The 12,500-nt window shown below is 60.5% G+C and carries 9 protein-coding genes and 2 rRNA genes (2 of these 11 running past the window's edge); 4 read left to right on the forward strand and 7 right to left on the reverse strand.

Going from position 1 to position 12,500, the window contains the following annotated elements:
* From ACBG85_RS02765 to ACBG85_RS02775, 3 genes are all read left to right on the forward strand, one after another.
* A 23S ribosomal RNA gene (locus tag ACBG85_RS02765) occupies positions 1–975 on the forward strand; it begins 2,160 nt to the left of the window's first position.
* Between the two features lie 153 nt (positions 976–1,128).
* A 5S ribosomal RNA gene (gene rrf / locus ACBG85_RS02770) occupies positions 1,129–1,245 on the forward strand.
* A gap of 379 nt (positions 1,246–1,624) precedes the next feature.
* Positions 1,625–3,049 carry an aldehyde dehydrogenase family protein gene (locus ACBG85_RS02775; RefSeq protein WP_007732506.1) on the forward strand — a complete coding sequence of 475 codons (1,425 nt, stop codon included), beginning with the start codon at positions 1,625–1,627 and terminating at the stop codon, positions 3,047–3,049.
* Positions 3,050–3,112: 63 nt separating this feature from the next.
* On the opposite strand, the gene ACBG85_RS02780 is transcribed toward ACBG85_RS02775, so the two are convergent.
* Genes ACBG85_RS02780 through ACBG85_RS02810 form a run of 7 tightly spaced genes read right to left on the reverse strand, consistent with a single transcriptional unit; the run spans position 3,113 to position 10,101 of the window.
* On the reverse strand, positions 3,113–3,874 hold the full coding sequence (locus ACBG85_RS02780) for an HpcH/HpaI aldolase/citrate lyase family protein (RefSeq protein WP_007732505.1): 762 nt from the start codon (positions 3,872–3,874) through the stop codon (positions 3,113–3,115).
* Positions 3,875–3,908: 34 nt separating this feature from the next.
* The gene (locus ACBG85_RS02785; RefSeq protein ID WP_058038190.1) at positions 3,909–4,868 is read right to left on the reverse strand and encodes an aldo/keto reductase; all 960 of its coding nucleotides are present in this window, start codon (positions 4,866–4,868) and stop codon (positions 3,909–3,911) included.
* Positions 4,868–5,734: an ATP-binding cassette domain-containing protein gene (locus tag ACBG85_RS02790; protein ID WP_007732503.1), complete on the reverse strand. Its 867-nt coding sequence runs from the start codon at positions 5,732–5,734 to the stop codon at positions 4,868–4,870. The genes ACBG85_RS02785 and ACBG85_RS02790 overlap by 1 nt, the downstream gene beginning before the upstream one ends.
* Positions 5,731–6,564 carry an ABC transporter ATP-binding protein gene (locus tag ACBG85_RS02795; protein ID WP_058038189.1) on the reverse strand — a complete coding sequence of 278 codons (834 nt, stop codon included), beginning with the start codon at positions 6,562–6,564 and terminating at the stop codon, positions 5,731–5,733. The genes ACBG85_RS02790 and ACBG85_RS02795 overlap by 4 nt, the downstream gene beginning before the upstream one ends.
* Positions 6,565–6,567: 3 nt before the next feature.
* Entirely contained in the window at positions 6,568–7,515 is a 948-nt protein-coding gene (locus ACBG85_RS02800) for an ABC transporter permease (RefSeq protein WP_003941426.1), read from the reverse strand.
* Positions 7,515–8,519 (reverse strand): ABC transporter permease, encoded by a 1,005-nt coding sequence (locus ACBG85_RS02805; protein ID WP_007732496.1) that lies wholly within the window; start codon positions 8,517–8,519, stop codon positions 7,515–7,517. The genes ACBG85_RS02800 and ACBG85_RS02805 overlap by 1 nt, the downstream gene beginning before the upstream one ends.
* A gap of 4 nt (positions 8,520–8,523) precedes the next feature.
* Positions 8,524–10,101, reverse strand: coding sequence for an ABC transporter substrate-binding protein (locus ACBG85_RS02810; RefSeq protein WP_007732494.1), 1,578 nt, complete (start codon positions 10,099–10,101; stop codon positions 8,524–8,526).
* Between the two features lie 212 nt (positions 10,102–10,313).
* Here ACBG85_RS02810 and pdxA point away from each other — a divergent pair, with 212 nt between their 5' ends.
* Positions 10,314–12,500, forward strand: partial view of a 4-hydroxythreonine-4-phosphate dehydrogenase PdxA gene (gene pdxA / locus ACBG85_RS02815; protein ID WP_372026117.1) — the 5' portion only. It continues 66 nt past the right edge of the window; 2,187 of the gene's 2,253 nt are visible here — the first part of the coding sequence; it begins with the start codon at positions 10,314–10,316; its stop codon lies beyond the right edge, outside the window.

The following is a 12,500-nucleotide window of genomic DNA, read 5'->3' on the forward strand; positions in this document are numbered from 1 at the left end:
CTAAGGTAGCGAAATTCCTTGTCGGGTAAGTTCCGACCTGCACGAATGGCGTAACGACTTCTCAGCTGTCTCAACCGTAGACTCGGCGAAATTGCATTACGAGTAAAGATGCTCGTTACGCGCGGCAGGACGAAAAGACCCCGGGACCTTCACTACAGCTTGGTATTGGTGTTCGGTTCGGTTTGTGTAGGATAGGTGGGAGACTGTGAAACGGTGACGCCAGTTATCGTGGAGTCGTTGTTGAAATACCACTCTGATCGAATTGGACCTCTAACCTCGGACCATGATCTGGTTCAGGGACAGTGCCTGGTGGGTAGTTTAACTGGGGCGGTTGCCTCCCAAAATGTAACGGAGGCGCCCAAAGGTTCCCTCAGCCTGGTTGGCAATCAGGTGTCGAGTGCAAGTGCACAAGGGAGCTTGACTGTGAGACTGACAGGTCGAGCAGGGACGAAAGTCGGGACTAGTGATCCGGCACCGGCAAGTGGAAGCGGTGTCGCTCAACGGATAAAAGGTACCCCGGGGATAACAGGCTGATCTTCCCCAAGAGTCCATATCGACGGGATGGTTTGGCACCTCGATGTCGGCTCGTCGCATCCTGGGGCTGGAGTAGGTCCCAAGGGTTGGGCTGTTCGCCCATTAAAGCGGCACGCGAGCTGGGTTTAGAACGTCGTGAGACAGTTCGGTCTCTATCCGCCGCGCGCGTTAGAAACTTGAGGAAGGCTGTCCCTAGTACGAGAGGACCGGGACGGACGAACCTCTGGTGTGCCAGTTGTTCCGCCAGGAGCACCGCTGGTTAGCTACGTTCGGAAGGGATAACCGCTGAAAGCATCTAAGCGGGAAGCCTGTTCCAAGATGAGGTTTCTCACCCCCTCGAGGGGGTAAGGCCCCCGGCAGACCACCGGGTTGATAGGCCAGAACTGGAAGTGCAGTAATGCATGCAGGTGACTGGTACTAATAGGCCGAGGACTTACCACAAAGAAGCTACGCGTCCACTGTGCGGTATCTGAAACAACACACAGATACTGATGAGAAACCCTGTTTTCTCCATCCCCCAACACCAGAAACTGGTGTTGACGGGTGGTGAAACCAGGTGATCAGAAGAAGGTTACTGTGACAGTTTCATAGAGTTACGGCGGTCATAGCGAAGGGGAAACGCCCGGTCCCATTCCGAACCCGGAAGCTAAGCCCTTCAGCGCCGATGGTACTGCACTCGACAGGGTGTGGGAGAGTAGGACACCGCCGAACACACATTAGAGAAGCCCCCCAACCAGTACTGGTTGGGGGGCTTTCTCGTACCCAAAACACCCCCGACTTCGAGCGAACAGCACTGTCGTCGCCCCAGATCGACCCAACGCACCGTTCACACCATCAGGGGCGGGCACGCCGCCGACTCACCACCCCGTCCGGGATCGAGTGAACGACACACTCACCCTCTTGGACGAGGGGAACGGTACGTTCACACCATCACTGAAAAGTGTGCGCGCACCACAGGTCTCGTCAGTCGAAGGTCAATCTCGACACCAACCTGCCACGGAACCCGTCGAGCGTGGCTAGGCTCGGAAGAGGTGCCCCGTGTGATCGGGCCCACCTCACCTGTGCACGCGTGATGACTACGGAGGCTTCGATGACCGATATTCTCGACCGCACCAAAATCTATGTTGATGGCGCCTGGATCGAATCCACTGGCAGCGGTCGGATCGACGTTCTCAATCCGGCTACCGAAGAGCTGATAGGAACTGTCGCCGAAGGCACTGTCGAAGATGTCGATGCGGCCGCGAAGGCAGCACGAAAGGCTTTCCCCGCTTGGTCTGCACTATCCGGCGGCGAGCGAGCCGAATATCTTTCCAAAGCCGCGGCGATTATTGCCGAACGTACCGATGATCTTGCGGCGCTGGTTTCGCAGGATATGGGCATGCCGATCGGATTCGCGAAGCCCGTGCAAATCGGAATGCCGCTCGCGAATTTGAATGCATTTGCCGAATTGGCTCGCACTTATGATTTCGACGCTCACGAGGTCGGGAATTCGCTGATTGTTCGCGAACCTGCGGGTGTTGTCGGCGCGATCACTCCCTGGAACTTCCCGCTCCACCAAGTTGTCTTGAAGGTTGGCGGTGCGCTCGCGGCGGGCTGCACCGTGGTTCTCAAGCCCACCGAGGTTGCGCCACTCATCACGTACGCTCTCGCTGACATCTTCGACGAAATTGGTTTGCCTGCAGGTGTATTCAACCTGGTAAGTGGCTACGGCCCGGTAGTGGGTGAAGCCATCGCCGGCCACCCGGAAGTCGACATGGTCTCCTTCACCGGGTCGACTCGGGCAGGCAAGCGAGTGGCCATCGTCGCCGCGGACACCATCAAGAAGGTCTCGCTCGAGCTGGGTGGCAAGTCGGCGAACGTCATTCTCGACGACGCCGATCTCGAAAAGGCTGTCACGGACGGCGTCGCAAAGTGCTTCATCAACTCGGGCCAGACCTGTTCGGCGCTGACGCGTATGTTGGTTCCCGCGGAGAAGGTGGATGAGGCAGCGGCAATTGCTGCTGCGGTCGCCGCTCATTTCCCGGTAGGTGATCCGACTCAGCCGACTTCGGTGCTTGGTCCTCTGGTGAACGCGAATCAGCTGGGACGCGTTCGCGGATACATCGAGAAGGGTGTGTCGGAAGGTGCCACCGCAGTTGTCGACGGTCGCGAAACCGGTCTGGCCAGTGGATATTTCGTCGGTCCGACGGTGTTCGCGAACGTGACCGAAGACATGACCATTGCGCGCGAGGAGATCTTCGGACCGGTCCTCTCGATCATGGGCTACAAAGACGAGGCCGACGCAGTGCGGATCGCCAACGGCACCGAGTACGGACTGGCCGGTGGCGTTTGGTCAGGTGACCCCGATCGCGCGGATCGCGTCGCGCGGCAACTGCGTGCCGGGCAGGTCGAGGTGAACGGCGGCGCCTTCAACACGAATGCTCCGTTCGGTGGGTACAAGCAGTCGGGCGTCGGGCGCGAGGCCGGCACGTTCGGGCTCGAAGAGTTCCTCGAGATCAAGGCGATTCAGAGATAGTTTGTTCGAGAATGGCGATGCTCCCGTACCAAGTGCGGGAGCATCGCCATTTTTGTACCCGGATCAGGACTTGGCGGCATCCAAATGCTGAGCCGAGATGTTCGCCAGATGTGTCAGGTCCGAGGCCACGGTCGCGAACGTGTAGCCCTCCCCGAGCCGTTGTGCCGCAACCTGACCGGAAGGTGTGTGGATTCCCGCAGCGACTCCGCTGACGGCGGCAGCTTCGCGCACCCTGGTGAGCGCTGATTCGAATTCCTCGGCGACGTCCGGATCGTTGGAGTGCTTACCTCCGACGGCGATTCGTAGGTCGGACGGCCCGACGTACACGCCGTCCAATCCGGGCACTGCGCAGATCTCTTCGACGTTCGCCAGACCCTGTGGGGTCTCGATCATCGCAAATACAACGGTGTCGCGGTTCGCGTCGGCGGGAACGGGGCCGATACGGAGTTGCGAGCGCATGGGTCCGTAGGAGCGGATGCCGAAAGGCGGATACTTGGCGGCTGCCACGGCGGCCGCTGCCTCTTCGGCGTTGTTGATCAGCGGAACGATGACGCCCACAGCGCCCGCGTCGAGTGCACGGCCGATGGGCGTCGGATTGTTTGCCTCGACGCGCACCATCCCGACGGTGGACGGTGACGAGTCGATGGCGGTGAGCCCGGCGACCATCCCCGAATAGCCGATCAGGCCGTGCTGCATGTCGAGGGCAATGTAGTCCCAGCCGACGTGCGCGATCCATTCGGTCGAGATCGGGCTGTCGATGACGGACCAATATCCGAGTATGCGTTCGCGTCCTCGGATGCGTGCGGCGAATTCCTGTGCTGACATAGTGAAGAACTCTTCCTGATGAAGGTCGGGTGTTTCAGCGGTTGTAGTTGGGCATGGGGCCTCGTAGGGCGGCACCGACGAGATCACACTCTTCGACGGTCGAGGCGTCGAGTGGACCTCGCCCGATGGCCGCGATATTGGATTCGAGGTGCGTTACTTTGGATCCTCCGAGGAGCAGCGATCCGGCGACGGGCTTGCTGACCAGCCAGCGCAACGCAAGCTCGGTCAGGGAGATGCCCGACTGCTCTGCGATTGCCGTCAGTTGAGCGATCGCGTCGAATATCTGTGTGTTCCAGTATCGCTCCTTGTACATCGACGCAAGACGTGAGTCGCCGAATCGGCCGTCGGCGGGACTTTCGTCGAAGGTGTGGCGCCCCGTGAGCAGGCCCCCACCGAGTGGGTTGTAGACCATGGTGGTCAGTCCGGTCACGTCCGCGAATTCTGCGTATTCTTCTTCGATGCGACGCGCGAGCAAGTTGTAGAGCTGCTGTGCGACGATCGGTCGGGGAGCTCCGACTGTGTCTGCGGTGTAGTTGATTTCACTGATTTGCCACGCTGCGAAGTTGGATACGCCGAGTGTGCGGATCTTGCCCTCGGCAACCAGTTCCGCGACGGTGGTGAGAGTTTCGGTCAGCGTGACGGTTCGGTCCGGCTGATGGAGATAGAACAGGTCGACGTAGTCCGTGTCGAGTCTGCGCAGGCTTCCTTCGACGCTTGCTCGGAGCCCCTCTGTCGAGAGTGGGCTGTTGTCGCCGGCATCGGGATGCGGCATTCCCGCTTTGGTGGCGAGAGTGACGGAATCGCGTCGGCCGTGGAGCAGCTTTGCCAGCATGCGCTCGGACTCGCCGCCCGCATAGCCGTTGGCCGTGTCGATGTGAGAGATACCGGCGCCTAGTGCTGCGTCGAGCATCGATCCGGCGCCCGATATGTCGACCGTGTCTCCGAATGTCATGGTGCCGAGCACCAGTTTCGGAAGCTCGAAGGGGGCGGTCATCAGGCAACTCCTCGTGATTCGGTCTGCTTGGCTAGCAAGTTCTTGGACAGGGCTGCCACCACGTGGCGTGGTTTGATGCCGACCATGGTGGTGGGATCGAGAGCAGCGCCTCGTAGTGCGCGGGTGTACGGCTCGCGCGGACTGGCGAGAACTGTGTCTGTGGAACCGGATTCGACGATGGTTCCTTTCGACATCACGACTACGGTCTCGCTGATTTCTCGGACGACGCCCAAGTTGTGTGAGATGAAAACGTACGTCAGACCGGTATCGGCCTGAATTTCACGTAGGAGCTCGAGTACCTGCGCTTGCACCGACACGTCGAGAGCGCTGGTCGCTTCGTCGCAGACCAGGATCTCGGGTCCGCTGGCAAGTGCACGAGCAATTCCGATGCGCTGACGTTGGCCTCCTGAGAACTCCGCCGGACGCCGGTGTAGTGCCGAGCTGGGCAAGCCAACGCGATCGACGAGTTCTGCTGCTGCCTTTGCGCGTTCAGACTTGCTCCGAACACCTTTGAGGCGCAGTGGTTCTCCGATGATGTCCTCGGCAGTCAGATGAGGGTCGAGCGATCCGTACGGATCTTGGAACACCATTTGAACGCGAGAGCGGTAGGGGCGCAGCGACTTCTCCGACATCTGCGCGATGTCATTGCCGTCGACGAGAATGCGTCCACTGGTCGGTGTGAGGAGTCGGACGATCGATCGAGCGATGGTCGACTTGCCACATCCGGATTCGCCGACGATGGCCAAGGTCTTGCCCTTTTCCACCGAGAAGCTCACAGCATCCACGGCTCGGAAAACTCCGTCGGGAACCGGATACTCGACCACGAGATCTTCGACGGCGAGAAGTGGCGTTTCGTGGCGGGTCATGCCGAGGCTCCGATCTGTGTTGAACGGGCGGGGTCGCCGTCCCAAGGCCCCAGTTGAGGTATGGCGTCGAGAAGCTTTTGTGTGTAGGCGCTTTGCGGTGAGTCGACGAGAATGTCGGCACTACCGGTCTCCACAAAACGTCCGTCCTTCATCACGTAGATGCGATCGGAGACCAACCGCGCAACTCCGAGATCGTGAGTGATGACCAGCATTCCGATCCCGGTGCGCTCCTGCAACTCGAGCAATAGATCCAGAATCCCGGCCTGAACGGTTACGTCCAGTGCGCTGGTGGGTTCGTCGGCCACGATCAGTTCGGGGCCGGCAGCAAGAGCGCCGGCGATCAGGACGCGCTGCAACATTCCACCCGACAGTTGATGCGGGTACTTGTCGAGTTGCTGATCCGGATACGGAATGCGTACCTGCTCGAGCAGTTGCACTGCCCGCTCGATTTGTTGCTTCTTCGCGGTCACACCGCTGTGGCGCACTGCTTCTCGAAGTTGGCTGCCGATGGTGTGGACGGGACTCAGAGCCGTCATCGGGTCCTGGGGGATGAGCGCGATGTGTTTTCCGCGAATATCGTTCAGGATCTTCGTGTTTCCGAGAATGTCCTGACCCTTGAACACGGCTTTCCCGGAAAGAACCGCAAGATCGTCCGGAAGCAGTCCGAGAATCCCCATGGCTGTCGTCGACTTTCCGGAGCCGGATTCACCGATGATGGTGACGGTTTCACCGGCGTCGATGCAGAAGGACACGCCGTCGACGGCTCGGATGACGCCGTTCGCCGTGACAAGTTCGATCTGGAGATCGTCGACCCGTAGTAGATTTCCCATGTCTCACGCCTTCGCTTTCTGGGCGCTGCCACGCCCGAACAGGCTTGCGCCCAGTCGTTTCGAACCTGCAGGACGATCGCGCAGACCATCGCCGAGTAGGTTCACTCCGACGACCAGCAGCACGATCATCAGACCGGTCAACGTGACGATCCACCATGACGTGGTGATGTAGTCCTGGCCGTCGGCGATGATTCGTCCCCAGGTAGCGAATGGACGTTGCGGTCCGGCGCCGAGGTAGCTCAACGAACTTTCCAGCAGTACGGCCTGCGCGAGCAGCAGCAGGACGACGAGCGATGCCTGCTTGACGATGTTGGGAATGACGTGACGAAGCAGGATGGCCATGCGGGTAAGTCCGAGGACTCGAGCTGCAGCTACGTAAGGCTTTTCGCGTTCGACGAGTACCAATGAGCGAGTCAACCGTGCGACTTCGGGCCACTGTGCGATCGCGATGACAAACGTGATGACGGGAATGGACGGGCCGAACAGCGCAACAACGAGAAGCAGCATCATCAGCAGAGGCAGAGAAAGCTGTGCTTCGAGTAGGCGGGAGATCACGGTGTCGACCCAACCACCGAAGTACCCCGCGGCGGATCCGGCGACGATGCCGATGACGCCGGAGACGATCACGGCGAGAATACCGATCGTCAGAGACACCTGGCCGCCGTGCAGGATCCGTGAGAGCAGATCTCGTCCCAACTGATCGGTGCCGAACAGATGGCCGTCGGTGAGGGGCGGTAGCCGTCGACTGCTCAGGTTGGTCTGGTTCGGATCTGCAAGGGGGAGCAGCCCGGCCAATGCAACAGGAAGAATCACCAGGAGCGCGCAGATCGAGCCGGCCCAGATCTTGACTCGGCTGTCTCGCTTACGGCGCGTGGCTCCGGCGCGTGCGAAGTCTGCCTCGGTGACCGCGCTGGCGCGTGGAGTTGTTGGAGGTTCCAAGACGGTAGTCATCAGTTGGCGCCCTTTCCGAGTCGCACGCGTGGATCCAGGAGGGGGTAGAGGAGGTCCACTGCCAGTTGCACGAGCACTGCGAGAACCGCGGTGACAAGTACGGTGGCCTGGATGAGCGGGTAGTCGCGAGTCTCGAGTGCGCGGACCACCAGCGAGCCGACACCAGGCCAGGCGAACACGACCTCGACCACCACGACGCCGTTCAGCATTCCGGCAAATCTGGTGCCCAGCGCGGTGACGATCGGAATCGCCGAATTGCGCATCGCATATCGCCAGGTGAGTTCGCGTTCCGATACTCCGCGAGAACGTGCGACCGTGATGTACGGAGAAGCGAAGGCCGAGACCATTTCGCGTCGAACCATCCGGGAGATCAACGCGATCTGAAGGATGGCGATGGTGACGGTAGGCAGGATCAACGACGGCCATGTGGTGAAACCGGCTGCCGGGAGTACTGGGATCAAGACCGCGAAGATCGTCACCAGCATCAGGCCGCTCCAGAACTCCGGCATGGACTGCCCGCCGACGGCTACGACGTTCGCACCGAGTTCACGTCTGGTGTCCGCGTGACGGGCCATCCACACGCCCAGCGGAATCGAGAGCACGGCGGTCAACAGAATGGAGCTGACGGCAAGGGTGATGGTGTACGGGAGACGGCCGAGGACAACGTCCATGGCCGGCGCCTGGAACGAGTACGACGTGCCGAGATTCAGGTGGACGAGGTCCCACAGGTAGATCAGGTATTGGGAGAACACCGACTTGTCCAAGCCCATGTCAGCACGGATCTGTGCGAGATCCTCGGTGCTGGCCAGAGGTCCGGCCAGGGCGTAGGCAGGATCGCCGGGTGCCATTCGGATCAGGACGAACACTGTTGTGAGCGTGAGGAAGATCGTCAAGGCACTCTGTGCCAGACGTTTGAGCACGTATTTGACGGTCGGGTTGATCCTTGTGCGTCGACGCGGAGAGATTCCGAGAGCGGTTTGCGGTTTCGGAGCGGTGAGAGTCATCGCCTCAGGCCTCCAATCGGACGGCGCCGAGGTCGTAGGAGTTGATCGGGGTCAGTGAAACATTTTGTACACGAGTGCGTTTCGCAAGGAGTGCGTTGGGTACGAAGCTCCACAGGCAAGGCCAGGTGTTCCAGATGTCTTGTTGTGCGGCGTCGAGTAGAGCGGCGCGCTTGGTCGGGTCTGGTTCACTGGATGCGGCTTGGATCTTCGCGGTGATTTCGGGGAAGACGTACCCGTGATAGGTGTCGCGAGTTGCTTCCTTCTCCGCTGTGCCGGCGTACATCCCCTGCAACGTGGTCAGTGCAAGTCCGGTCTGGTTGCCGTAGCCGTTGCCCAGCACATCCCAGTCGCCGGTCTTGCCCTGGCGCCAGGACGAGATGTCACCGCCCGGTTCGAACTGCTGGAGTTTGACGCGTACTCCCACGGCCTTCATCATTTCGAGTACCGATTCCATCACCGAGACGTCGTTGGTGAACTCTCCGGTTTCCCAGATGAAGGTGAGTTCGAGGTCGTCGGCGCCTTCGGCCTCGAGCATTTGCCGCGCTTTCCGTGGATCATATTGGTAAGTACCGGTTTTCACGGCTCCGTCCAAGGTCGACGGTGCGGGGCCGGTGGCCGGGACTGCGGAACCGATCAGCACGTCCCGAGCGAGTGACTCACCGTCGATGGCATACGTGAGAGCTTCTCGGACACGCGGATTGGACAGTGGGTGATCGGCGGGCTTGCGGAAGTTGAAGAACAGTTGGTTGATGCGTGTGCTCGGTACTGTGTCCACCTGGACACCAGGCAGATCGGCGAGTTGTTCGGCGGAATCGGGACTGATCGAGTCGATGACGTCGACCTCGCCGCTCCGAAGCGCGACGACGCGGCCGGCCTCTTCGGGAATGAAGCGGACCTGAACACGACGAACGCCGGGGGCCGGGCCCCAGTAGTTGTCATTGGCGACAAGTGTGTAATCGCCGGTGCCCCGGTTCGATTCGCTGACGACGAACGGTCCCGACCCGATTCCGCTCTGCAGTTCGTTGGGTTCGTTGGCAGCGGCCGGGGTGATCAAGATGTTGGACATGAGCGAGTCCAGAACCGGCACCGGGGAATTCGTCCGAAGGATGAAGGTGCGATCGTCGATGGGGACGACCGTCGGCCACTCGGGGAACTGCGGTGCGACAAACGATCCGCTGACCTGCTGGTACATCTGCATTGCCGTCGTGACGTCGTCGATCAGCACAGGTGTGCCGTCGGAGTAACGGATGCCCTCGCGGAGTCGAACCGTCCACTCGGTCGGGCCGGTCGATTCGAACCTGTCAGCGAGAACGAGTTGCGGTGTCAGATTGTCGCCGATCCGGGTGAGACCTTGTCTGACGCCACGTTGAGCCGTGACTGCTGCGTCGAATTGATTGAGTTTGTTGTCGAGGCTGACGAGCGAGCGGTTGAGCCCGAGCACCAGGGTGTCCTGTGTCGGTTTCCCGGTAGGGCCGGCGCACGCGGCAGTCGTGCCCAGAAGCGTTGCGCCACCGATCAGCCCGGTGAACTGCAGAAAGGATCGCCGGGAGAGCTGTGGTGTTCGCAAACGAGTATTGGTCATCGGTGACCTTTCGATCCTGACGGGGCAGCGTGGGGGCGACGCTCCGAGCGGACTGTTGGTGAACAATCGCGTCGGGCTCTCGCTTGTAACTCAGCTCACAATGGCACTGTTGCGCACTTCGCGCAAGTCCCGTAACTTCGATTGCGTACTTCGCGCATCGGTTGCGATGCTGTGCAAACTCGATTCAGACCGAAAGGGGGTCGAGGAATTCGATGAAACCACTGGTAATCATCGCTGATGATCTTTCCGGAGCAGCGGAGTCGGCCGCAGGATTTCTGCTCCGCAGTTCGGGCATATCGCTTCGGCTCGGCCCAGATGCGCCCGACGGATCAGGAGTGACGGTTTTCGATCTGCACTCACGGCGATCCGACCCCGCCAGAGCCTCTCGGGACGTGAGATCAGTTCTGCAATCGTCTGACGGCTCCGAGATCGTCAAGAAGATCGATTCCCTGCTCAGGGGCAACATAGCAGCGGAGGTTGGAGAACTCTCCCGCGACGGATCCCCGGTCATCGTCGCCGCCGGACTGCCCAGACAAGGGCGCACGGTGCAAGACGGCGTGGTGTTGATCGATGGGGTTGCGTTGCACTCCACCGACCTGTGGCGCGCGGAGTCGAAGCCGACTCCTCGGTCGATTGCAGAGGCGCTCGGCCCGTCGGCAATCACTTCTGGCGTATCGCTGGATGACATTCGCTCCGGTCGTTTGATCCAGGTTCTTGCGTCGATCTCAGAAGCCGGGTCGGTGGCGATCTGCGACGTCGAGACCGAGAGTGATCTGGAACTGATTGTGGCTGCAGCACAGGAGGTTCGGGGTTCTCGATTGGTAGGAACCTCGGCGCTCGCGATGGCAGTGGCACGACGAAGAACCGTGCAGTCACCCGTCGCGTGCCCATCTCTTCGTGATTCTCGATTTACCTTGGTCGTCGTGGGGACGGCGGATGCGTCTGCCGGGGACCAAGTGGCATTGCTTCGGGATTCAGGGGCGCATCATATCGAAGTGAACAGTGCTGAGCTGCTGGCGCATTCGGTCGATCCGCTTCCGATTCTGAACGCACTGGTTCGCGGAAACGTCGTGGTTTCGGTAAGTGGACCTGTCGTGCCTGCAGAATCCGTCCACCTCGTTTCGGCTCTCGCCGATCTGATCGCTGCCGTCGATGCAGGATTCTCCCACGACGAGTACCCGATCGACCTGGTACTTACCGGTGGCGAAACCGCGCGCAGCGTTCTCGACCGCCTGCGGATCGACACGCTGTCACCGATTTACGAAATCGAACACGGCGCCGTACTTTCCGTCGATCGCACCGGACGGTACATCGTCACGCGGCCAGGCAGTTTCGGGAATGCACACAGTCTTTTCTCCATAACGAAGTTTCTCGCGCACCCCACCCCGGTCGCCGCTCCGGACAGTCCACCTTCAGTTACTCCTTCAGACAACGAGGTCAATCCCATGTCAATCGAATCCACTCCACTGCCGCTGATCGCTGTCACGATGGGCGACGGCGCCGGCGTCGGACCGGAAGTGATCGTCCCCGCACTCCTCGACGCCGAAACGAGAAAGCGTTGCCGCCCTGTTGTTGTCGGCGACGCGAAGCGTTTGCGATTGGCTGCCACGGTGCTCGGAATCGACGTCGACGTGGTCGCGATCGAGGAGATCAAGGATGCTGAATTCATCGATGGACGGATCAACGTCATCGACCTGGACTTGCTACCCGAGGATCTCGCCTGGGGTGAACTGTCGGCAGTCGCGGGAGATGCGGCCTATCAATATATCCGCGTCGCAAGCGAACTCGCCGTACGCGGTGAAGTCCAGTCGATCTGCACGGCGCCGCTGAACAAGGAAGCGCTGCATGCGGCAGGACACATCTATCCCGGACACACGGAATTGCTTGCGCACCTGACCGGTACCGAGGAGGTGTCGATGATGTTGTCGACCCCCAAGCTCAAGGTGATTCACGTGACCACTCACATCGGACTGCTCGATGCAGTTGCCAGGATCGAGCCCGGCCTGGTCGAGAGGACCATTCGTCGAGGTCACGAAGCTTTGGTGCGCACGGGCAATCCATCTCCGAAAATCGGCGTGTGCGGGATCAACCCGCATGCGGGGGAGAACGGGCTTTTCGGGTACGGAGAGGAAGAGCAGAAGATCATTCCCGCCGTTGAACTCTTGAAGGCAGAAGGAATCGACGTCCACGGCCCACTGCCGGCGGACACGGCATTCTTCCTCGCTGGACGTGGGGACTACGACTTGATCGTTGCGATGTACCACGATCAGGGGCACGGCCCGGTCAAGGTTCTCGGGATCGAGGCCGGCGTCAACATCACCGTCGGGTTACCTGTCATCCGTACCTCCGTCGATCACGGAACCGCTTTCGACATTGCAGGTAAGGGCATTGCCGAGGCC

This window comes from Rhodococcus sp. NyZ502 (genome assembly GCF_041464245.1).
GTDB classification, from domain to species: domain Bacteria; phylum Actinomycetota; class Actinomycetes; order Mycobacteriales; family Mycobacteriaceae; genus Rhodococcus_F; species Rhodococcus_F qingshengii.

Coding starts and splice junctions, on each gene's coding strand:
- ACBG85_RS02780 (WP_007732505.1), bottom strand. CDS start 3,874: ATGTCAGCACAGGAATTCGCCGCACGCATCCGAGGACGCGAACGCATA.
- ACBG85_RS02800 (WP_003941426.1), bottom strand. CDS start 7,515: ATGACTACCGTCTTGGAACCTCCAACAACTCCACGCGCCAGCGCGGTC.
- ACBG85_RS02785 (WP_058038190.1), bottom strand. CDS start 4,868: ATGACCGCCCCCTTCGAGCTTCCGAAACTGGTGCTCGGCACCATGACA.
- ACBG85_RS02790 (WP_007732503.1), bottom strand. CDS start 5,734: ATGACCCGCCACGAAACGCCACTTCTCGCCGTCGAAGATCTCGTGGTC.
- ACBG85_RS02810 (WP_007732494.1), bottom strand. CDS start 10,101: ATGACCAATACTCGTTTGCGAACACCACAGCTCTCCCGGCGATCCTTT.
- ACBG85_RS02795 (WP_058038189.1), bottom strand. CDS start 6,564: ATGGGAAATCTACTACGGGTCGACGATCTCCAGATCGAACTTGTCACG.
- ACBG85_RS02805 (WP_007732496.1), bottom strand. CDS start 8,519: ATGACTCTCACCGCTCCGAAACCGCAAACCGCTCTCGGAATCTCTCCG.
- ACBG85_RS02775 (WP_007732506.1), top strand. CDS start 1,625: ATGACCGATATTCTCGACCGCACCAAAATCTATGTTGATGGCGCCTGG.